14 protein-coding genes are annotated in these 21279 nt (G+C 66.7%); 2 read left to right on the top strand and 12 right to left on the bottom strand.

All coding sequences use genetic code 11. The annotated features are described in order from the left end of the window. Positions 1-9: 9 nt before the first annotated feature. Positions 10-5727, bottom strand: coding sequence for a hypothetical protein (locus HY699_10170; GenBank protein MBI4516164.1), 5718 nt, complete (start codon positions 5725-5727; stop codon positions 10-12). Positions 5728-5907: 180 nt separating this feature from the next. Between HY699_10170 and HY699_10165 the strand changes: the two genes are divergently transcribed. Beyond that, a complete protein-coding gene (locus HY699_10165) occupies positions 5908-6753 on the top strand; it encodes an SDR family NAD(P)-dependent oxidoreductase (GenBank protein MBI4516163.1) in 846 nt (281 codons plus the stop codon). A gap of 20 nt (positions 6754-6773) precedes the next feature. Further along, positions 6774-8672 carry a 1,4-alpha-glucan branching protein GlgB gene (gene glgB / locus HY699_10160; protein ID MBI4516162.1) on the top strand — a complete coding sequence of 633 codons (1899 nt, stop codon included), beginning with the start codon at positions 6774-6776 and terminating at the stop codon, positions 8670-8672. 4 nt (positions 8673-8676) lie between these two features. Here the strand turns inward: glgB and HY699_10155 are convergent, their stop codons facing one another. From HY699_10155 to HY699_10105, 11 genes are all read right to left on the bottom strand, one after another. Next, positions 8677-9483: a transporter gene (locus HY699_10155; GenBank protein ID MBI4516161.1), complete on the bottom strand. Its 807-nt coding sequence runs from the start codon at positions 9481-9483 to the stop codon at positions 8677-8679. Positions 9484-9544: 61 nt separating this feature from the next. Beyond that, the gene (locus HY699_10150; GenBank protein MBI4516160.1) at positions 9545-9655 is read right to left on the bottom strand and encodes an MGMT family protein; all 111 of its coding nucleotides are present in this window, start codon (positions 9653-9655) and stop codon (positions 9545-9547) included. 18 nt (positions 9656-9673) lie between these two features. After that, entirely contained in the window at positions 9674-10657 is a 984-nt protein-coding gene (locus tag HY699_10145; GenBank protein MBI4516159.1) for an FAD:protein FMN transferase, read from the bottom strand. Next, positions 10654-11172 carry a hypothetical protein gene (locus HY699_10140; GenBank protein ID MBI4516158.1) on the bottom strand — a complete coding sequence of 173 codons (519 nt, stop codon included), beginning with the start codon at positions 11170-11172 and terminating at the stop codon, positions 10654-10656. The genes HY699_10145 and HY699_10140 overlap by 4 nt, the downstream gene beginning before the upstream one ends. A 3-nt stretch (positions 11173-11175) precedes the next feature. Continuing rightward, positions 11176-11757, bottom strand: a complete 582-nt coding sequence (locus HY699_10135) for an FMN-binding protein (GenBank protein ID MBI4516157.1) — start codon at positions 11755-11757, stop codon at positions 11176-11178. Next, a complete protein-coding gene (locus tag HY699_10130; GenBank protein ID MBI4516156.1) occupies positions 11723-13120 on the bottom strand; it encodes a hypothetical protein in 1398 nt (465 codons plus the stop codon). The genes HY699_10135 and HY699_10130 overlap by 35 nt, the downstream gene beginning before the upstream one ends. A gap of 69 nt (positions 13121-13189) precedes the next feature. Continuing rightward, positions 13190-15361: a c-type cytochrome gene (locus tag HY699_10125; protein ID MBI4516155.1), complete on the bottom strand. Its 2172-nt coding sequence runs from the start codon at positions 15359-15361 to the stop codon at positions 13190-13192. A 203-nt stretch (positions 15362-15564) separates the two neighbouring features. Next, complete coding sequence (locus HY699_10120; protein ID MBI4516154.1) at positions 15565-16710, bottom strand: Hpt domain-containing protein; 1146 nt, start codon at positions 16708-16710, stop codon at positions 15565-15567. 227 nt (positions 16711-16937) lie between these two features. Then, positions 16938-17621: a class I SAM-dependent methyltransferase gene (locus HY699_10115; protein ID MBI4516153.1), complete on the bottom strand. Its 684-nt coding sequence runs from the start codon at positions 17619-17621 to the stop codon at positions 16938-16940. A 15-nt stretch (positions 17622-17636) separates the two neighbouring features. Then, complete coding sequence (locus tag HY699_10110) at positions 17637-18803, bottom strand: glycosyltransferase family 4 protein (protein ID MBI4516152.1); 1167 nt, start codon at positions 18801-18803, stop codon at positions 17637-17639. A gap of 80 nt (positions 18804-18883) precedes the next feature. Beyond that, positions 18884-21058 (bottom strand): hypothetical protein, encoded by a 2175-nt coding sequence (locus tag HY699_10105; protein ID MBI4516151.1) that lies wholly within the window; start codon positions 21056-21058, stop codon positions 18884-18886. Positions 21059-21279 lie beyond the last annotated feature (221 nt).

The raw sequence follows: 21279 nt of genomic DNA, 5'->3' as shown, positions 1-21279 counted from the left end.
GCGGCTGGGCTAGCGAATCTCCACACACCAGTGCACCAGACTGCCGGAGTCTTGCGCGCTGACGTCGTAGACGCTCAACACCCACGTGCCCTGGCTGCTCTCGCCGTTGAAGACGTCGAGCGGCTCGGTCGGGCTGACGCTGCCGCCGATCGCGGGCGGCGTTTCCGAGCACTCGTCCTCGGCCGGGGCCGCGGCCTGGTCATCGAAGGTGCACTCGAGGTTGTCTTTGCTGCAGCCGTAGTCGTTTGCCGGCCGGCCGGGCCGATCGAGCAAGGTGGCGAAGGTCTCGGTCTCCAAGTGATCGACGAACACCACCAGGTCGCCGATCCAGGTGTGATCGACTTGCACGCGGACATTGACGTCGGTGATCGGTAGGTTGTCGGGGATATCGATGTAGTCGAGCGCCCCGATGTAGTAGCCCTCGTCGTCGAGTTCCGCATCGGGAATCGCCAGCGGCTCGGTGATGGTGTCACAGTACACGTAAGTGCCGGGAGTTGTGGTCGGAGTCGGCGTAGCCGTGGACAAGACCGTGCCCGGCGCCGTTCGCGTCGGCGTGGCGCTGTGAGGCGGCGTGCCGGAACGCGTCCCCGTCGCGGTCGCAGTCGGCGGCACTGGCGTAGTCGGCGTGCTGGTCGCGGCGGTGCCGCCGGTGACAGTGCGGGTTGGTGTCGGGGTGTTGGCGCCGGCGCAAGTGAGTAGCTGCGGCGACAGGCACGACGGATAGGTCTGCTCGGCGGTGCCGTCGAGGTTGGTGTCGAGGGCGACCTGGCCGCCGGCGAGATAGCGGATATCGAAGGCCGAGCCGGCTGCCGGCGTGACACGAATCACCCCGCTGTTGGGGCAGGCTTGTCCAACCGCTTGGGTCAGCGGCGTCAGCGTCTGCAACGTCATCGTACCGCCGAAGCAAGCGGCGGTGATACCCCCGTCGAGAGTCGTTTGCGTCGGCGCGGTGCGCGCGTCCTGGCCGATGACGAAGTTGTTGAAGGTCACCGCGAACGAGTTGGTCGCGGCCGCACCGGCGGTCGAGGTGACCGCCAAGGTCGCGGTGCCGTTGAAAGTGAGCGTGTACTTCACCGGTACGCAGTCGGCGTTGAAGTTGGCAACCGAAACCGCCACGCTGGTGTTGTCGAAGGTAACGCTAGTGCTGCCGACTCCCGGAATGTCCAGGCTCAAGCTCCCGCCGGTGATCTGCAGCGTCGCCGCCGTGACGTAGCAACTGCCGCCGAGGCTGGGGCTGATGGTGCCGGCGAGGTTGGTGGCGGTGGCGGTCATCCGTGTGGTAGTGCCGGTGGGGTCTTTGAACTGCACTTCGACGTTCACGGTCATGTTGATGGTGAGGAAGCCGTTCAAGGCCACGGTGCCGTTGAGCACGAGCAGGCCGTCGGCGGTGGCGAGCGTGCAGTTGGTCAGGGTTGCGTTCAGGTTGGGGAAGCTGCCGGTGCTGGTGGCCGAGCCGCCCTTGGGGCAGGCACCCGCACCGCCGCCCTCGGCGCTGAAAACCAGTGCGCCGGCGTCATCGAGGCTGGCTGCGCCGCTGAATTGCAGGCCGCTGACGATGGCGGTGACCAGAGAGGGGATCATGCCCATGCCGTTGGCCACCGTCACCGCACCGCCGGCCACTGCTTCGGCAACACCGCTGCTTCCCGGCGTTTGCGTCACCGTTGGTGAGGGCGCACCAGTTCCGGTCACCGTCGGCGTCGGCGGCACGCTTCCGGACACCGTTGGGGTGACGGTTGCCGGCGGCGCGGGGCAGCTCCCGAGAGCGTAGTTGACCGCTTGCACCAGCTCATCGACGGTCACTGTGCCGTCGCGCCCGGAGTCGAACACCGGGCATTCGCTCAGCGCCGTCAGCCCGAGGGCGATGTTGACGCCCTTGACCAACTCGTCAACCGTGACGGTGCCGTCGCCGCCGCAGTCGCCGGTGCAGCCGGCCGCGCCGGCGAGTACTTGGAAGCCGTCGACCAGGACGGCGGTCTCACCGCCGGTGGTCAGCTGCACATCGCGGAAGCCGAGTTCGGCGCCGGCGCTGATGTCGATCCGCAGCGTGGCCGTGGTCGGGCTGCTCACGGTGGTGGATTTCACCGTGATGCCGCTGCCGCTGATGTTGCCGGCAGTGGTGCCGTTGACGAAGTTGGTGTTGATGGCGGTAACGGCGAGAGCGAGGTCGGTCGCGCCTTGCAACCCGGAATTGGGCGCCACCGAGACGATTGACGGTATCGTCACTGGTGGTGTCAGCGAGGTCACGACGGCCAGCGTGTTGTTGAGATACACGTACTCATAGCCCGTGCTAACGGCAAGCGGGTGGAACCCGAGCGATGCCGTGTCCGCGATCGTGACGTCGACCTGCAACAGGGTCGGGCTCAACACGGTTACAGCATCGGTCGTCACGCCAGTCTTGGAGTAGTTGCCCATCGTCACCGTAGTATTGCCGGCGACGAAGTGGGTGTTGGCGCCGCTGATGCGCAGCCGGGCCTGCGTGCCGCGAGCGATGGTAGCGGGCGTAACGCTGGTGAGCACGGCATAGGCGCTGGCGCCGCGGATGCGGAACTGGCCGCTGCCGCCGGCGCTCTCGATGCTACCGCCACCGAGGTTGGTGGTCACGCTCACGTCGCGGAAATCAGTCGCGGCCGCCGAATCGATGGTGAGGTTGGCTTGCAGCGTGGTCGGGGCCAGCGGGGTGACGCTGTTCACGGTGATGCCGGCGCCGCTGAACGACAGGGCGCTCGATGACTGGAAGTTGGTGCTGCCGCCGAGGATCAGCACATCCATCGTCGTCCCGGCGTAGCCGTCGCCGGGCTGCACCCCGATGATGGTGGGAATGACCGAGGCCAGGGCGGCGTTGGTAACCGCGTGCTTGAACGGTTCCGGATCGCCGCTCTTGACGCCCGGCAGGTAGAGGAACTGGCCGTTAGGCGAGGCGGTGGCGAGATCGGTGAAGCTGGCCACCGAGCTGGCTCCCGGCAGGGTGTAATCGCCGACCGGCTTGAGCACGTTGGGCGACAGCGCCGGGCCGACGTCCTCGCTCACCGGGCAGGTCGGGCAGATCACGTCGCTCGGCCAGCGCGGCTCGGAGGGATCGGGCGGCGGCGGGACATAGCTGGGGTCGTGGTTGTCCGAGGCCTTGCTGCAGCCGGTGGCGGCGGCGCCGGCCGGCAAGCCACCGTCCGAATTGCAATCGCCTGTCACCAATTGATAGATGATAACCCCTTTAGCGAGCGCCCGCAGCTTGATGCCGGTGAGATCGAAGCCGGCATGGGGCGAGGCATCGGTGGCGAAGATGATCACGCCGTTGAGGCCGGCTTCGGCCGGCCCGAGATCGTTGAGCGCCGCCAGCAGCGCCTCGGCCGAGGCCTCCGGGCAGTCGCCGCCGCCGTCGGCATAGAGTCCGCTGACGACGGCCTGGACTTCATCGAGGTTGCGCGAGGCGATCTGCCGGCTCCAGCCGTCCTTGAAAGTAATGACCTCGATCAGCGGCGGCTGGCTCAGCCCCAGGGCGCGCAAGGCGTTGATGAACTCGGTCAGGCCGTCGCGCACGCCGCCGATTTCCTGCGACATGCTGCCGGTGTCGTCGATGACAAAGACGATACTGAGGCCGCCGATGGTGCGGTCGAGTCCGCGATAGGGGCCGGTGGCCGGTGCCAGGGTGTCGTTGGTGCCCTGGACTACCCAGTGGAGCAGCTGGTCACCCGAAGTGATTGCGGTCCATTGCTCGGCCGTCGGCGTCCATTCCGCGGTCAAGCCGTCACCGGCCAGGGCGCCGGCTGCGGTCGGGATTTCCGGCGAGGTGAAGACCACGGCGCTGTAGTCCTTCTTGAAGAAGACGACATTGAACTTGTTGAAGTGGTAGCTGGGGGCATTGCCGGCGCCTTTGGTCTTCCAGCGAAATTTCGGCGGCGTGGCGCCCGAGAAGTTGTCTTTCGGCTCCAGCGGCTCGGGGCCGACGTTGTGGTCGAAGTAAATGCGGCCGTACTTGATGCGGTTCTCCTCGGCACTACCGGTGGAGTAGCCGTAATTGCCCGCGGGCGGCGTCAGGCCGTCGAACTTGGCGCGGAACTGATCGAGCGTCACCGGCTTAGGCGCGCTGTTGAGCTGTTTCCACATCTCGTCGGTGCCGAAGGTGACTTCGTCGTGCCCGTCCTGCGGCCCGTCGGCGAAATCCCACAGCAAGCGCTGCACCGACAGCTCGTTGTCCTCGCCCGTACCGGCACCGACGTCGGCATCGGAGTTGGCTTCGAGGGCGTATTTGAAGTTGTTGCCGGTATCGGTGTAGACCGTGTCACCCGCGGTGTATATGCCGAAGGCGCCGGCGCCGCTGGCGATCTGCAGGTTGGTGCCGAAGAAGGTCGGCCAGCCTTCGCCCCAGGCCAACTGGGTGCCTTGCTCCTTGGTCAGGGTGCGGTTGCTGCCGTCACTCAAGGTTTGCACCAAGCCGGTGTTGTTGCCGTTGATGTAGTGGGTGCCGCCGGGGTTGGCGGTGGTGGCGTTGATCTTCTGGACGTAGTGGCCGTACTCGTGCGTGAGCACGTCCCAATCGTGGGCGTGGTTCTGGCCGATGTTGAGATGGTCGCCGCCGCTGGTGGAGAAGTACGAGCCATTGGCGTTGTCGCCGGGATATTCGGCCCAGATCTGCACCGGGGCCGCGCCGACGCCGGTACGGGCGTTGTTGTCGCGCACGAAATTGAAGGCCACGCGCATGGCTTCCTGAATCGCGAAGGCGGCCAGCACGGTGGCATCCGAGCTGTCGGCGAGGATATCGACGGTCTTGGCCGCAGCATCGACGGCAACGGCCGTGCTCTTCTTGACGTAGACGTTGGTGCGGCCGCGCGGCCCGATCAGCGCGCTGTCGCTCTGCGAGAGCAGTCCGACGACGAGATTGACCGCGGTTACGCCGTCGGTGCGGGTGCCGGGAACGGTGGCGCTGTAATGGCCTGCGGCATCAGTGGTGACCGTGGCCGGAGTGCTGTTCAAGGCGGTGTCGGTGGCACCGTCGCGGTCGAAGAAGCGGACGATGGCACCGACTACGGGCCGGGCATCGGCCGCCGCGGCGTAGGTGTTGGCGGCTGTGCGATGGGTGTACTTGGCGGTGCCACTGACGGTGACGTTGGCGACCACCGCCCGCGGCGCCGGCGCCTCAGCGGTCTTTTTTTTTGTGGGCGCGCCGTGCATGGCGGCCTCGAAGCGCAGCTCCCGGCCCTCGATGAGGTGCTGCACCTCTTCCTCATATTCCGCCGCCGTCAGATGCCGGCGCGACAAGTCGCGCCGCAGCTTCTCGCGCTTGAGTTCGAACGCGCTGCTCTTCCCCGCCAGAAAATCACCCGGGGTCTGCAACACGAACAGCTCATCGGCCTTGCCCCACAGGCGGCGGCCGTTGGCGTCGAAGCTCTCCGCTTGGAGGCGCACACTGCCGTCGCCGTAACCCTCGACCGCAGCCGCAGCGGTGACGTCCTGTGGCCGGCCCGGCTCGAAGCTTTCGATCAGCCACTGGCTTTGCCCGAGCACGCGGACGCTGCCGCTGGCAGTCAACGTCAGCTTGACGCTGGCCTCGGGATTGGTGGCGAGTTGCGGCACGGTTACCGACAACCGCAGCTCGAAGCCGCCGTCGCCGCCCGCCGGCTCGCTGGCCGCCTCGATGGCGACCTCGAGCGGTGGGCTGACGTCGGCCCACGCCGGCAGGATGGTTACGCTCGAAACCGCCAGAACAACTACCGCGCGCCACAGGTGCATCATACGGTCCCCCTTGAGGTTACAGAACCAACGGCAACCCAAGTGCCGGCGCCGCGATGAAGACAGCGCGCTCGGGTTTTGCCCAATAGCTGGTAACAGTTTCGCGCTCAGGATGGAAGATGCGAACTTGCACCGGTTGACGGCGGTTGACGGCTGCCCCTGGGCTTGCGAAGAAGCACAGCCATGGACGTGAGAGACCTCAGCGGGAAGATGGTACTGGTTACCGGCGCTGCCAGTGGCATTGGCAAGGCCACCGCGCTGGCGTGCGCGCGTCGGGGCGCCAGCCTGGCCATCTGTGACGTCAACGAGAGCGCTCTGGCCGAGACCGAACGCGAGCTCCGCGCGCTCGGCCGTGAAGTATTGGCCCGGCGGGTCGATGTCGCCAGCCGGCACGACCTGCACGAGTTCGCCGCCGCGGTCCACGCGCAGGTCGAGGCGGTCGACATTCTAATGAACAACGCCGGCGTGGCGCTGGGCGGGGGCTTCATGGACACCTCGCTCGAGGACTGGGATTGGATCGTCGGTATCAATCAATGGGGCGTGATTCACGGCTGCCACTTCTTCGTGCCGGCAATGGTCAAACGCGGCCGCGGCGGCCACGTGATCAACGTCTCTTCGACCGCGGGGTTTGTCGCGGCTGAGGCGCTGCTGGCCTACAGCACCACCAAGTTCGCGGTGCTGGGATTATCTGAAGCCCTGCGCGATGAGCTCTACCGCGATCACATCGGGGTCACCGCCGTCTGCCCGGGGGTGATCAACACCCCGATCACGCAGAGCGCACGGCTGCGCGGGATACAGGCCGGACCCGAGGCGCGCGAGCGCATGATCGCGCTGTTCCGGCGCCGCAATTATCCGCCCGAGCGCGTGGCCGAGAACCTCCTCAAGGCGGTGCAGCGCAACCGCGCGGTGGCGCCGATTTCGCCCGAGGCCTGGTTCGCGTACTACACCAAACGCCTGGCCCCGTGGCTGGTGGCGTGGATGAACCGCAAGCTCGGGGAACAAATGCGGCGCGAGGCGGGCGTGGCCTGAGTTCGGTGCCGAGGCCTGTGATGAGTTCACCGTTCCTGACTGAATACGACTTCCACCTGCTGGCCGAGGGCACGCACTACCGCAGCTACGAGAAGCTGGGCGCGCATCTCATCGAGGTTGACGGCCAGCGCGGCACCCGCTTCGCCGTCTGGGCCCCCAACGCGGCGGCAGTCTCCGTCGTCGGCGATTTCAACAGTTGGGATGCGCGCTCGCATCCGATGGTCCTGCGGCATCAGGAAGCCGGCATTTGGGAGTGCTTCATCCCCGGCATCGGCGTCGGCGCACTGTACAAGTACTTCATCGCCTCCAAGAACAACGGCTACAAGGTGGAGAAGGCCGACCCCTACGCCTTCGCCAGCGAGATCCGCCCGCGCAGCGCCTCCAAGGTGTGGGACCTCACCGGCTACGATTGGGGTGATGGCCAGTGGCTGGAGCGGCGCCGGCACAACGATCCGCTGGCTGCGCCCATGGCCGTGTACGAAGTGCACCTGGGCTCGTGGATGCGCGTGCCGGAAGACGGCAATCGCTGGCTGACTTATCGCGAAGCGGCCGCCAAGCTCGCCGACTACGTTTGCGAGATGGGTTACACCCACGTCGAGTTCCTACCCCTGACCGAACACCCGTTCGACGCCAGCTGGGGCTATCAGACCATCGGCTACTACGCCCCGACCAGCCGCTTCGGCACACCGCAAGACCTGATGTTCCTGATCGACACCCTGCACCAGCGCGGCCTCGGCGTGCTGATGGATTGGGTGCCGGCACACTTCCCGCGCGATGAGCACGGCCTGGCCTTTTACGACGGCACCCACCTCTACGAGCACGCCGACCCGCGCAAGGGCGAGCACCGCGAGTGGGGCACGCTGATCTTCAACTACGGCCGCTGGGAGGTCGACAACTTCCTCATCAGCAACGCGCTCTTCTGGCTCGACAAGTACCACATCGACGGGCTGCGGGTGGACGCGGTGGCCTCGATGCTCTACCTCGACTACGGCCGGCACGACGGCCAGTGGCTGGCCAACGAGTACGGCGGCCGCGAGAACCTCGAAGCCGTGGCCTTCTTGCGCCGCTTCAACGAACAGGTTTACGGCCAGCACCCCGGGGTCATCACCATCGCCGAGGAATCGACCGCCTGGGGCATGGTGTCACGCCCGACTTACGTCGGCGGCCTCGGCTTCGGCTTCAAGTGGGACATGGGCTGGATGAACGACACGCTGTCGTACATCGCCCGCGACCCGGTGCATCGCAAGTTCCATCACAACGATCTCACTTTCCGGATGCTTTACGCCTTCACTGAAAATTTCGTTCTGCCGCTGTCGCACGACGAGGTGGTGTACGGCAAGCGCTCGCTGCTGAACAAGATGCCGGGTGACGACTGGCAGCGCTTTGCCAACCTGCGGCTGCTGCTCGGCTACATGTACACGCAACCGGGCAAGAAGCTGCTGTTTATGGGTGCCGACATCGGGCAATGGCACGAGTGGCATCACGACGAGAGCGTGCACTGGCACCTGCTCGAGTACGCCCCGCACCGCGGCTTGCAGCGTTGGGTGCGCGACCTCAACACCGCTTATCGCGCCGAGCCCGGCCTCCATCAGCTCGACTGTGACGCCACCGGCTTCGAGTGGATCGATTGTCACGACAGCGACGACAGCTCTCTTAGTTATCTGCGCCGGAGCAAGTCGGGCGAGGTGCTGGCAATTGCGTGCAACTTCACGCCCGTGCCGCGCTTGCGGTTCCGCCTCGGCGTGCCCCACGGCGGCTACTGGCGCGAGCTGCTCAACAGCGACGCCGCCATCTACGGCGGCAGCAACTTGGGCAACGCCGGCGGCGTCGCCGCCGAAGCCACCCCCACCCACGGCCGCCCCTGCTCCCTGGTCATCACCCTCCCGCCGCTGGCGCTGGTCGTGTTCAAGGGGCCATGAGCGGTCAAAACGCGGGGTGCTCCAAGGACAGATAGACGAACACCCCGTATTCCCCTTGCGACGGCCCGACACCGATCGGCATGCCGAGCCCCGGCACGACTTGCAGTCCGGAGTAGTGGTTGAGCGCGAAGCGCAGGCCGGGGTTGATGAAGAACGAGTCCTCCCGTTTCATCAGCCCATTGCCGTCGAGGGCCTCGACGGAGTTGCCGGCGGCCTCGACCATCAGGTTGAAATTCTCCGACACCAAGTGAATCAGGCTCGCTCCGTAGTTGACAGCGCTCTTGTCCCGGCGCCCGCCGGCCGGCCCCTTGGCCGCAGGGACATAGGTGGCGCCCGCGTTCCAATGGGTGACCCACTTGTCGCCCAGCTCGTAGCTGAAGGGAACGTTGAGCTGGAGTCCAGTGGCGTCATCGCCGAAACCCTTCTGGTTATCCCCGGACGGCACAATCAGTGACAACCGTGGGGCAAGCGCGATCGGGTCCTTCAAGACCAGCTGGTAGCGGTAGTTCAGCAGGACATCGCCCAGGCCCGTCTGCGCGCCGCCGCCGGCGCTATGATTCACCGGGACGGTGACGGATAACTGGTGCGTTTCCCGCGGCGCCGGCCACTCCTCGGTGAAAGCGTAGCCCCAGGAGTCGTCCTTCATGTACTGGAAGGCCTGGATGTGCTGGATGACCCCGGGCTCCTGGTTGTAAGCCTCCTCGAGCAGGAAGGAGTTGTCGCGGATCTTCCTGGCTTCCTCGGCCCAGGCGGCGGCGGCTCCCGACAGCGCGAGCGCCAGGCAAAGCGCCGGCAGGCGCGTGCTGTTCATTCGATTTTCCCTCCCTGGTGAAATCCGCTTCCGTGTGCGCTGCGCGTCGCGGGCTCGGCGGTCAGACCAACAGCACGCCTTCGTGTAGCAGCAGCCAGGTCTTCGCCCTGAGGCCGCCGCCGTAGCCGGTGAGCGCGCCTCGACGGTGCATACGATCGGGTTGAACCTTCATGTGAGATTCCTTTTCTTGTTAGGGTTTGGCGCGGGCACTGGCCCAAGTAGCTGGCCTCGGTGTTTGCAGCAGAAAGCGCCGCGTCGTCACTGACCCATTGGCATCTTCCATGAACGCGGCCAGCCCGCTGGCGTCGATTTGCGTCAATCCCGCCCGGCCCATGACGATGAGTGCGGTGGACCAGGCATCCGCCGTGGTCGCATCCGGCGCCAGGACGGTGGCCAGGAGCGGAGGACGGACCGGCATCCCCGACCGCGGGTCGATTATCGGGCCGGCTTCGGCACCGGCACCCAGCGCTTGCGAGGTCGAAGCCGCCGCATCGCGCAAAGCAATCACGCCGTGGGCGCTGCCCGGCAAGACGCCCGCCACCAGCACTGGCCACCCCTCAGGTGCTTCAGGCGGCGCGCCGATTGCGAGTTGACTCGATCCGCCAAAGTCGAGAAACGCTGCCGCGGCACCGCCGGCGCGCAACCGCGCCGCAATCGCATCCAGCGCGATGCCCTTGCCGATAGCACCGGCATCCAAAGCGGCTCCGGCGGCCAGGGCTGCTTCGTCACCCGTCAGCGTCAGCGCCGCATCATCGATGTAAGAACCGCCGGCGCCGGCGGGCGCGGTGGCGTGCGGTCCGGGCCGGCGCCAGACCCTTACCAGCGGGCCAACGCCGGGGTCGAAGGCACCGCCGGTGGCAGCGCTCAACTGCCGCATTTGCCGCAGTGCCGCCGCCAGCTCACGGCTGATGCGGGCCGCACCGAGGCCGGCGCGGGCGTTCAAACGCGCCAGTTCCCCTTCCGCCCTCCAGGTCGTGAGCACATCGTCCCAGCGCCGAGCCTCGGTTACCGCGGCGTCAGCGAGGCTGCGGGCGGTAGCACTATCGCTGGCCACAACCGTAACCTGCAGGATGGTACCCATGACCGGCTGGCCCGCGCGTGCCATCTCGGCCTCGGTGGTTGGGGCCAATCCGACTGTGGCTGCAACCATCAGAGCGGCGAGGAGCATGCTCATGACGGGCGCGCCGGCGGATCGCTTTGCGCATATCCGTTCGGCAATTCGAACAGCAGCGCGTAGGCTACCAGAATCATCAGCCACAAGATGACACCCTCCAAGACCAGGAAGGAGGCGATCTTTAGATAAGCGAAGCCGACGTGGACGAAGCGCACGCCCCAGCCGCTCAGCTCGCCGGCAAGGCCGGCGGCAAATGCCAGGGCGATCCCCCAGGCCTTGACGGCCGGCGAGATCGGCACGAACAGCAGCAGGTGGGTGAGCGTCAGCAACAGGATGCCCATGGCGAAGCTGTGGAAGTGCAGCATCTCCAGGAGCCCGTAGGCCGAGCGCGGCTGGAGGAAGCGCTCGGGGTTGCCGCGGTAGTACTCGACCACGGAAGTCGGCGTCAGCCCCATCTTGGCGAAGTAGAGCCCGGCGTTGGTGAGCCAGAGGATGAGGGTGTAGACGAGGAAGCACCAGACGATCACCTTGAGCAGCCGGTTCTTGCTCCACTCACCGCTGATGACGAAGCGCACGATTTACTGACCTCCAAGCAGCACAGCATGAATCGCCAAGGCCCGGCGAATGCCGCCGGCGACCGCCCGCGAACTCAGCGTCGAGCCGGTGATGCCGGCGATGCCGCGGCCGATGTTCAGATCGTCGCTCAATCGCTTGCCGTGGAACTGCACCAGCCAACGCTCCCCGGGCAGGTAGTCGAGTGGCTCGTAGAAAGCCAGCACATGGGTGGCGGCTACCGCTCCGTCCGGCCTCAGCACCACCAGGAAGGTCTCCGGCAACGTCCGCACCACATGTGTGTCGAGGAGCGCGTAGCCCGTCTTTTCGTCGCCACGGTACCCGACGTAGACCGTGAGCAGGTTCGAATCGAGCGGCGCCTTGGCCCGGCTTTCGATTTCCGAGCGCTGTTCGGGCGTGAGGAAGAAGTCGTGCGCTTCGGTGCGGTCGGCGTCGGGGAAAGCCAGCCGCAGCGCCTCCTCGCGCGAGTGAAATAGCGTAGCCTCTGCCGGCTGCGACAACACCGCGCCGGCCAAACAGCCGGCCAGCGCCGCAATCACGGCGGCCGGCGGTCTAGAAGACAAAGCCGCCACCAACACGGATCTCATCGGGCAACTCGCCGGTCTTGGCGTCCTGAACGCGGTAGTCGAGTTTCAACGCCACCTGCGGAATCGGCTTGTAGGTGATGCCGACCTCGTGGATGTTGCGGTCTTGCGTGTTGTCGGCGCGAAAGCCGTCGGGCACCGAGTTCTGGGTGTCGAAGCGGGAGTAGCGGTACCAGGGGGCGAGGTAGTGGGCGGTGTCGGGCATGAGCAGCGGCAACACGTCATAAGCGATTTCACCGTAGTAGCCCAGCATAACCTCGGCGACCGGCTGATCGAGCTTGCTCGGGTCACCTGCCCTGGGGTTGATGGTCTTGTCATTGCTGAGCACCTCGGCGTCGCCGACATGGACCAGGGCGCCGAGCCCGCGCAGCTCGAGGCCGCGGGCGCGAACCTGGGCGTGGGCCTCGTAGATCTGCGTGAAGACGTCGGCTTTCACGCCGCCGAAATCCTGGTTCTGGCCTTGCTCGCCGAGGTAGGCTGACGCGCCGATCGAGGCGCCGGGCAGGAGCGTGTAGTCCAGCCGCCCGACCCACGAGAAGTCGTCTGCCAGCTCGCCGCTGCCGCTCTGGCGCGCGCTGCGGATGCCGCCGGAACGGAACTTCTTGGCATCCAGACTGGTGACGCCGTAGGTGCGATACTGCAGGCCGGGCAGGAGTTCGCCGAACAGCCCGATGCCGTTGGCGCGCCAGGTGGACGGCAGGACTTGCTGCTCGACCTGAGGACGCACGTTGCCGTGGAAGAACGGCGGTTCGTGGATTTCGTTGATGAAGCCCATCGGCACCAGCAGCAATCCGGCGCGCAGATTCGCCATGGGATGGAAGAGAAAGTCGAGATTGGCGAACTCGACCGAGACCTCGCCCTTCTTGCCGGTCGAGGCGTGCTCGAACTCGGTCTCGGAGTTGAAGACGATCCAATCGTTGAATTTGTATCCGGCGTAGAGCACCAAGCGCAGGAAATCGAACTCGTCACGGGTCGAGCCGCGGTCGGAGACCACGTTCTTGAAGTTGGCCTCGCCGTAGCCGCCGATCGAGAGCCCGCGCTCGAGGCCGTAAACCTTCGAGGCCGCCGGTCCGAGGCCATACGCGCTCTTGAGCTCGCGGGTCTCGGGCAAGACCACGGCCTCGCGCAACCGCCGCAGCTCGTCCGTTAGAATGCCTTGGCGGCGCTCCACCTCCTCGACCTTCTTCTCGGTCTTCTGCTGCTCCAGGGATTGGCGCAGCCGCTGCAGCTCGTCGGCGAGTTGCTCCTGCCGGCGCTCCAGCTCTTTCATCCGCTCGCGCGCGCCGGCGTCCTGTGCCCGCGCCGGCGCGGCCGCCGCCGTCACCGCGACCGTTACCGTTACCATCAAGAACTGCCAGACTTTCATGTCTTCTCCTTCTCCCTCGTGTCTTGCTCGCACTTTGGCTGCCGCTCGGTGATCGCCGAACGACGCCGCTCACCTCGTTTGCATTGGCGACGCCTCGCCCGCCGCTAGACGCAAGTCCTCAGCGATTCTCGCTCCGGTTTGCGGCGGCCGGTTGTCGAGCGGCGAAGGCCGGGCCGCCCGGCGCCGCAGTGTGGACGCACCCGCGTAGATCACCAGCGCCACCAGCGCTCCTTGCGCCAACAACGTTTCGAGTGTTGGGTGAAGCCCGAGGAACTCAACTCGCGGCACCCCGGCCACCGGCGTTAGCGCGATCCAACCCGCCTCCTGTAACTCGGCAATGCCGTTGCCGGCAAACCCGAGCGCCATGCCGTAAAGCAGCGCGCTGGTGCCGACGAAGAACGGCTTGATCGGTAGGCGCAGCCCGAAACGACGAAGCGTCAAGTACAGCCCCGCCAGCAAGGCGGCGCCCGCGGCCAGGCCGCCGGCGATCGCGCCGATGGCTCCGTCTGCCGAACCGACCAGCGCCCGGTAGAAGAGCACCGTTTCGACGCCCTCGCGATAGACTGCCAGGAAGGCCGCGCCAGCCAGGGTCATCACGCTGCCGCGCGAGAGCGCAGCTTGCACCTTGCCCTGAATGTACCGCTGCCACTTCTCCGCTTGAACCTTCGAGATCAGCCAGTAGCTCACCCAAAACAAGACCGCGGTTGCCAACAGCATCGTCACGCCTTCAAGGGTCTCGGCGGTTGGGCCCGCGGTACCGTGCAGCAAGCTCAGGAGGCCGTAGGCGGTGAGGACGCTGCCTGCCAGACCGGCCCCGGCGCCGAGCAGGATCGACCGCTGCATGTGGGGATTGCCCGACTTGACCACGTACGCCACCAGAGCGCCGATGATGAGAACGACCTCGAAGCCTTCGCGCAGTATGATCGTCGCCGACTGAGCGAACAGCGCGTACGAGCCCGATTGGGGGGCCATTGCTGCGCTCGCGGTCTCGAGATCGGCCTCGATGGCGGCTATCACGCCGGCCACCTGCGGTTCCGCATCCGGGCGCGAAACCAGCGCGCGCAGTTCGAGAAAGCGCGCCTCGATCTGCCGGGTGAGCCCGGGCGCCCGCACGGCCAGTGGCTTTTCGCTCGGCTCGAACTCGAAGTAGGCATCCGAAACCAGCGCCAGCGTTTGCGGCTGCCGGGCGCGATACGCGGCCAGCGCCGCCGCCAACAAGCGGCGGGTCTCGGCCAGCGCGCTGGCGGCGGCAGCGCCTTGAGACGCCGGCGCGCCAGTGCTCGGCGGCGCTGGGCCGCTGCCGCCGCCGGGACCGCCGAGCGAGAGCAGCCGCAGAAACGCGATTGCGCTCCAGCGCTCGTCTTCGGTCAGATTGCGGAAAGCCGGCATCGCCGTGCCGGCCACGCCATTGCGAACCAAATCGAACAGCTCGGCTTCGGTGCGTTGCGCCAACCGTGCCGGCTCGGTGAGATCCGCCACCGGGGTGAGCAATTGCGGGGCGTAGCTGCCGTTGCCGTCCCCGCCGGCGCCGTGACAGCCGGCACACTGACTGAGGTAGACGCCCTGGCCCTGCGCCAGTTGTGCTGGCGTCTGCCCGAGCCGCCACACATGAGCCAGCACATCCCAGCGCTCTTGCACCGAGAGCACGTCCTGCCACGCGGGCATCGCGGCGCCGCGCTTGCCGGCGCTGATGACGTGGAAGAAGTCGTACGGCGTCTCGCCCCGCATGAACTGGGGATCGGTAAAATCGGCCGGCTTGCGCTCCAGGCGCGCCGCCTCCGGCCCCTGCCCGTCCCCGCGCGCGCCGTGACAGGCGACGCAGTGCTCCCGGAAGACCGCCGCGCCACGTGCGGCCGACGGTGCCTCTGGCGGGTAGATCTCCTCGCTGACTCCAGCCGTCACGCGGATTTGCCGGCGCACGGCTTCGAGTTGCTCCAGCACCTGCTCGGCGCCGGCTTTGGTTTCAATGGCGGCGCCGAGCGCGGCGAGTTGTTGCGCCACCTCACCGGCGTCGTCAGCGGCGGCTTGCTGCCAGCGCACGCGGGCTTCGGCAAGGAAACTGCGCGCCTCCTCGTACTCGAGCGGTCGCACCAGCTCACCGGTGTTGTCCAGGCCCTCACGGTATTCCTCGCCAACGGCGGTGAGCAGCGTCAAGAGGCGCTTGGCGGCCTCGGGCTCGATCGCCGCCGCCGCGGGCGCCCGCAGCACGAGCGACAGCGCCAGCATTACAAGGCGCAGCATCGCTGTCCTGCGCCAGTGATTGCCAACCGAATCGTGTGCCCGCCTCGTCATGTCCGTCTCTCAGCCCAAGAAGATTTTGAAACTCATTTTCAATTAGCCCGAAAACGCACCCGCTGTCAATGGGGGCGGGCTTTGGTCTTAGAGGCTGGGCCCCGGCACGCGGGGCGGGCGCCGGCAGCAGGGCTCGGAAAGCGGGCTACTACTCACGGTAATGAGCCGGCGTCGGCCCAGGTTTGACGAGGAATACTCAACCGCACCGTGGTGCCGACGCCGTCGGCGGAACTGACCGCGATCTGGCCGCGCAACGCGGTGACTTCGTGTACCACCACATCCAGGCCGACACCGCGCCCAGCCACATCCGTGGCCTGCGCTCGGGTCGAGAAGCCGGGATGGAAGATCAAGCGCAGCAGTTCATCGCGTGAGGGTTCGGCGGTGGCGGGAATCAACTGACGCGAGTGCGCCTGGGCACTGATGGCGGCGAAGTCGAGACCCCGGCCGTCGTCGGCGACACTGACGAGCAAGTCGCCGTCGGGGCCGATCTCGCCGGCAACGCAAACCGTGCCCGCGGTCGGTTTTCCGGCGGCAGTGCGCTTTGCCGGGGCTTCGATCCCGTGTGCGACCGCATTACGGACAAGATGCAGTAGCGGCCCGAACAGGGCCTTGACCACGCTCTGACTCACGCCGAACGCGCCGCCCTGCAGTCGCAGCTCGGCCAATTTGCCTTCACGGCGTGCCGCCTCGCGCACCGCCGGGTGCAGGCGGCGAAATGCGGCTTCGAGCGATACGGCTTGCAAACGGGAGGCCGGCAACCGCCGCGCCCCCGCCGGGCTCACAGCTACCGGGGCGCGGTGCCGGGCGCCGCCCATGCACAGTAGGCTGACTTCACCAACCAGGCTGGCGACCACGTCGGTTAGCTGGAGCAGCAGGGCGGTCAGGTGATCGTCGTCGGTACGGTCCGTGGCCGCGGCTTCAAGCAACGACTCAGCGTTATGGATCTGTGCCGCCATCGCCTCGAGCCCGGCCGCCGCGGCCGCGCTCTTGAGCGTGTGCAGCCGGCGGAGGAGGGCGAAGCGGACCTCGTCGCTGTTCGGCTGCTGGAGCAACTGCAGCAGCAGTTCTTCACAGATATGCAAGCTCTCCCGGGCTTCGACGCCGAAAGCCTCTATCAGCTCGGGCTCCAACGCCGCGCCGCCGGCTGCCGCCGCCGGCGGCGCGCCCGCGTGCATCCGGGCCAGCGCCGCCGCGTCGGCGCGATGAGGCGGCCGGCGCTCCAACGAAGGCAGCTCGCTGAGCCAGCACGAGACTTCCTTGTGATCAGCGTCGAGGGATGGTTTGGTGGCAGCAGCCATTGCGCTCGATACACGGCCAGCATCGACCCCAAATGAGGCCGCCTGACAGTCAGCAAGGGCGGTGCCGGAGCACGCCGTATGATCAAGTCGATGAGGAGTTACTTATCAAGTGAGTACCTTGCGGCAATTGCTCACCACACCGGCAACTATTCAGTTAACCGGCGGAGCGCGGTCGAGTCACTAGCGGAGATATTGCGGCGGATATCGCCATGGATAATGCCATGCTCTTATACCCGGCGTGCGGCCACGATCAGGCATTCACCCATGCTTGCGGGCAGGAAGGGGCGGGCAATCGGGGCAAACAGCTGCAGCGCGGCGGGCGCACCGAACAGCGGCCGCTGGATGGCGGTGGGGATCAAGGGCAGGTAGGGCGCGTCCCACCAGCCGTCGCCGCTGACCCACAGGAGCTGCAGCCCCACCCGTCGCGTCAGCTCGACCCACTCGCCTTGGCTCAGCAGGCTGTAATGCGTGGGGTCGCGGTGGCCGAACCAGTTGGCGCGCTTGAGCCGTCGCCCCAAGCTGTTGGTATTAGGGACCACGAAGAGAAATACGGCACCGGGCCGCAGCAAGTTGGCGAGCTGAGGCATGACCGCGTGCGGCCGGCGCAGATGTTCCAAGGTGTGGAGCGCCACCACCACATCCAGGCTGCCCGGCGGCAGCGAGGCCCACTCTTCCAGAATAACGGCCTCTGGGGCGGTCAACCGCGCGCGGCTGCGGGCATAGGCGGAGGCGTCGTAGCCGAAGGACTCGAAAGCACCGGTGAGTCGCTTGAGCAAGTGCCCGGTGCCGCAGCCGTAGTCGAGCAGGCGGCCGCCGGCCCGGCCCAGCCGGCGCACGACCCGAGCGTAGTACCACAACGCGATGCGGTCCTCGTCCAGCCGATGGCCCTCGTAGTATTGCTCGTCGTACATGCCGCGCCCAGTCTATCAACGCACCGGGGCGCGTGCCCCGAGGCACTTGCTGAACAGGTTTTCGTAAGCCGCGAGCGCCGCCTCGAGATCGAACTGTGCGACGATCTCTTCCCGCGGCCGGCAGAACTCGGAGCGGCGGCGCAGGACTCGGATCAGCGCCTCGGCGAGCGCGGCCGGATCACGCGGCGGTACGATCAGCCCCATGCCGGTGCGCCGTACCGCCTCGCGCACGCCCGGCAGGTCGGTCGCCACCACCGGGGTGCCGCAAAGCATGGCTTCGACCTGGACCATGCCGAACGACTCGGTCGAGTTCAGGCTGGTGACCGCCAGCACGTCACAGGCGGCGAAGAAGCTGGCCATCTCCTGGGTGTCGAGCAGGTCGAGGAAGACCACCTGCTCGCGAAAGGCCGCCAGCAACGGGGCCAGGTACTTGAGGTAAGCTTCCTCGCCGACCGTGTACTGATACGCCCCGGTAAACACCACCCGCAGTTTGGGAAATTCCTGCAGCACGCGGGGCAAGGCTTCGAGCAGATACTCGACCCCCTTCTCGGCGGCGAAGCGGGCGGCGAAGCCGATGCGCACCGTGTCCTCCAGCTGCCAGCGTCGCACGAAGCGTTCGCCGCCGGCGGAATCGGGCCGCGGCATGTCGATGAGCGTCGGGATCACCACCTGTTTCCCCTGGTGCCGGCGCAGGAACGAGGAGTGGGCGGCATAGTCGGCGGTGGTGACCACGACCGCGTCTGCCAGCCGGGCCGCCAACTCGTTGAGCGGCGTCAGGCTCGCCTGCACCATCTGATTGAAGCGGCCCGGCGGCATGCGCAGATCGCACTGGTAGGTCAGCACCAACGCGCGCCCGAGCGCGCGGCCAATGCCGGCGAGCAACGCCGCCTCAAACTGCGGCAGATGGGCGTTGATGACGTCGTGGCGCCGCGCCAACGCCGCCGCATAGAGCGGAAATAGCGGCATGAGCACGCCCTTGCTGAGCTTGGTGATTACCGGAACCCGAACCACCTCCACCCCATCGCCGTCGCGCTCGCGCACCGGCAGCCGCGCGCTGAAGCGCGAGGTGAGCACCGTGACCGCGTGCCCCCGCCGCGCCAGGCCTTGGGCCAGCCGCTGCGCGTAAATCGTCAGGCCGCTGACGTGCGGCCGGTAATACGTGAGCGCGATGAGAACCCGCATGGACCGCGGCGCAGCGAAGGTGGAAACTCGGGAATCGAATGCCTCGAGCTTGCTCGTCGAACCTCCGCTCAGCTTGACAACTACCGGCGCCGATAGACGGTGGTGTTGCCTTGGCCGAAGGCCACCGGCAAGGCGCTGAACTTCTGCAAGCCGCGCGCATGATCCTTGCGCTCCAGGTCGCCAACGGCGATGTACTCCACGCGGTAGCGATCGAGCAGCGCCGCGACCTCGTCGAGTGTGGCGGCATCGTACACCCGCCGCACCTCGCTCTTGCGCTGCTCGACTTCGGGCTCGTGGCTGCGCCACAGGCCTTCGTGGTTGGCCCACCCCATGACGGTGGGCAGGCCGGTGTTGGCGGAGAAGCGGGCGTAGTACGAGTAGGGGTCGCCGGTGGCTTCGAGGATAACCGGTAGCCCGCGAACACTGCGGCGCAGCCAGTCGATGGCGGCGAAGTCGTCGGGGTGCTCGCGCGCCAGGTAGGCGGTGCCGTCGAGCGTCGCCCGCGCACTGGCACCGGCAGCGCGGCCGGCGGTGATGCCGAGCGGATAGGCACACGAAGCCAGCACCAGCGCTGCCATTGCCGCCGCAATCACGCCCGGTGCCGGCGTCCAGGCCCAGGTGCGCGCCAGCAACCGCTGCAAGCACCAAGGCGCTGCCAGCGAGAGCATAATCCACGCCTGAAAGTACAGCTTGAAGACGGTATTCATCCGGTACAGCTTCTCACCGTACGGGTCCTTGAGGTAGAACAACTCGCAAGCCAGCAGCGCCACCCCGGCAGCCAAGAGCAGCAGGAACGGCGCGCGCTGGTCCTCGGCCGCACCGTCTTCGGCCCCGCTGGCTGCGGCCGGCGCGTAGGCACACACCAGTGCCGCCAGCACCACCGCCACCAGCAAGACGATCACGGCATTCCCGGCCAAGGCCGCTCCCACCACCGCTAGTGTTACTGCGGCAATCAACAAGTGACGCGCCTCGGTAGTCGCCGGCAGCGACCTGCCGGCGGTGACCAGCAGCAGTAGTACGCCGGGAAACAGCAGCGCGCCGAAGACGGTTACGAACTCTGCCAGCGAGGTCTTGGCTACCTTGATGCAAGCTGAGCCGAGGCACAGCTCACGCGGGCCGGGCGCCACCGTCGGGGCGGAGAAACCGAGGTAGAAAGGCAGGAACAGCACGTAGGCCGCCACCAACACCCCCACCATGCGCAGCAACAACGTTAGGCGCGGTCGGGTCACCAACGGCCGCAACGGCTCGAACCGGCCGGCGAGTAGAACCGCAATCATGACCCCGACCGGCAACTCCCAGGTGCTGATCACGATCATCGCGCCGAGCACGAAGGCCAGCAGGGCAAAGGGCACCAGCGCGCGGAACGAATAGGCATCCTCACCCTCGCGCGGAGCGAACAGCCGGCGGTCCAGCAGCAGCGCCAGCAGCAGCATGGTGACGGGCAAGACCATGAAATGCGGGTGGAGGTCGCCGTGAATCGTGCTGAAGAACGGGAACTCGTTGATGGTGTCGCCCTTGGCCACCACGCGCGAGGAGCGCCAGTAGTCCAGCTGCGTCAGCGAGCCCTTCTCCCACGCCTGCAAGAAGCCATCGAGATTGCCGAGCACGGCAGCCATGGCGCCCGCCAGCAGCGCGAACGGCCAGCGCCGAGTCAGCCGCCACGCCAGCGCCACCACCCCGCTCGCCAGCAGCCCTCCGACCGTGGCGACGCAGAGGTTGTAGGCAATGTGGCTGGGCACCGGTATGAGTCGCGCCAAGTTGGCGAACATCAGGTAGCCGAAGTAGTAGTAGTTGAAGGGCTTGCCCGCCATCCACGGATCCTCGGGCGGCATCACGGCCGTGCGGGACAAGGTGTTGAAGAAGGCGAAGTCCATGTACTTCTCGGCCCCGAAAATGTCCGGGCTGAGCGCGCGTTGCCACGCGAAGAAGAGAAAGCCGGCCGTCCACACCGCCAGGTGGCACAAGATCAGGGTTCGGCCGCCGCCGGCCAGCCAGGCCAGCAACTCGCTGCGCTGGCGCACCGCCAACCAGGCACTGGCGATGACCAGAAGCACGAGCGCGCTGATCAGCGCGGTACCAAAAGCGATGCCGGCGTAAGCCAACATCCACGAGCCGTAAGTAAGGAGCAGGACGGTGGTGATCTTGGCAAACGGGTAGCCGCGGTCCTCGGCGCCGGCGAAGACGCGGAAGGTCAGCGGCAGGGACAGCAGCCCGAGCCCTTCAAGTACCACCCACCAAACAACCAACGGCCACATCGTCCACGTCGTCGCGCGATAACAAATCCGTGTTCGCGTTCGAGCAAAAGTCGGCGAACGCTATAACGCCCGTGGCACGATTGCAACGGCGCGTCGACCCGTGGGTGTGCGACAAATCTGTGGGTAACGTGCAGCCGACCGGGCAAATCCTCACCAGTCTGACAGTACTGTGTACTGTCAGGCCGAGGCCCATGGCCGAAAGGGACGCAATCTGTCATCTT

It is taken from the genome of Deltaproteobacteria bacterium (assembly GCA_016210005.1).
Lineage (GTDB): Bacteria > Desulfobacterota > Binatia > HRBIN30 > JACQVA1 > JACQVA1.
This window is presented reverse-complemented; position numbering and strand designations above follow the sequence as displayed.

Excerpts from the sequence above, each read along its gene's own strand:
- HY699_10170 (MBI4516164.1), bottom strand. The coding sequence starts at position 5,727 with ATGATGCACCTGTGGCGCGCGGTAGTTGTTCTGGCGGTTTCGAGCGTA.
- HY699_10165 (MBI4516163.1), top strand. The coding sequence starts at position 5,908 with ATGGACGTGAGAGACCTCAGCGGGAAGATGGTACTGGTTACCGGCGCT.
- glgB (MBI4516162.1), top strand. The coding sequence starts at position 6,774 with ATGAGTTCACCGTTCCTGACTGAATACGACTTCCACCTGCTGGCCGAG.
- HY699_10155 (MBI4516161.1), bottom strand. The coding sequence starts at position 9,483 with ATGAACAGCACGCGCCTGCCGGCGCTTTGCCTGGCGCTCGCGCTGTCG.
- HY699_10150 (MBI4516160.1), bottom strand. The coding sequence starts at position 9,655 with ATGAAGGTTCAACCCGATCGTATGCACCGTCGAGGCGCGCTCACCGGC.
- HY699_10145 (MBI4516159.1), bottom strand. The coding sequence starts at position 10,657 with ATGAGCATGCTCCTCGCCGCTCTGATGGTTGCAGCCACAGTCGGATTG.
- HY699_10135 (MBI4516157.1), bottom strand. The coding sequence starts at position 11,757 with ATGAGATCCGTGTTGGTGGCGGCTTTGTCTTCTAGACCGCCGGCCGCC.
- HY699_10130 (MBI4516156.1), bottom strand. The coding sequence starts at position 13,120 with ATGAAAGTCTGGCAGTTCTTGATGGTAACGGTAACGGTCGCGGTGACG.
- HY699_10125 (MBI4516155.1), bottom strand. The coding sequence starts at position 15,361 with ATGCTGCGCCTTGTAATGCTGGCGCTGTCGCTCGTGCTGCGGGCGCCC.
- HY699_10120 (MBI4516154.1), bottom strand. The coding sequence starts at position 16,710 with ATGGCTGCTGCCACCAAACCATCCCTCGACGCTGATCACAAGGAAGTC.
- HY699_10115 (MBI4516153.1), bottom strand. The coding sequence starts at position 17,621 with ATGTACGACGAGCAATACTACGAGGGCCATCGGCTGGACGAGGACCGC.
- HY699_10110 (MBI4516152.1), bottom strand. The coding sequence starts at position 18,803 with ATGCGGGTTCTCATCGCGCTCACGTATTACCGGCCGCACGTCAGCGGC.
- HY699_10105 (MBI4516151.1), bottom strand. The coding sequence starts at position 21,058 with ATGTGGCCGTTGGTTGTTTGGTGGGTGGTACTTGAAGGGCTCGGGCTG.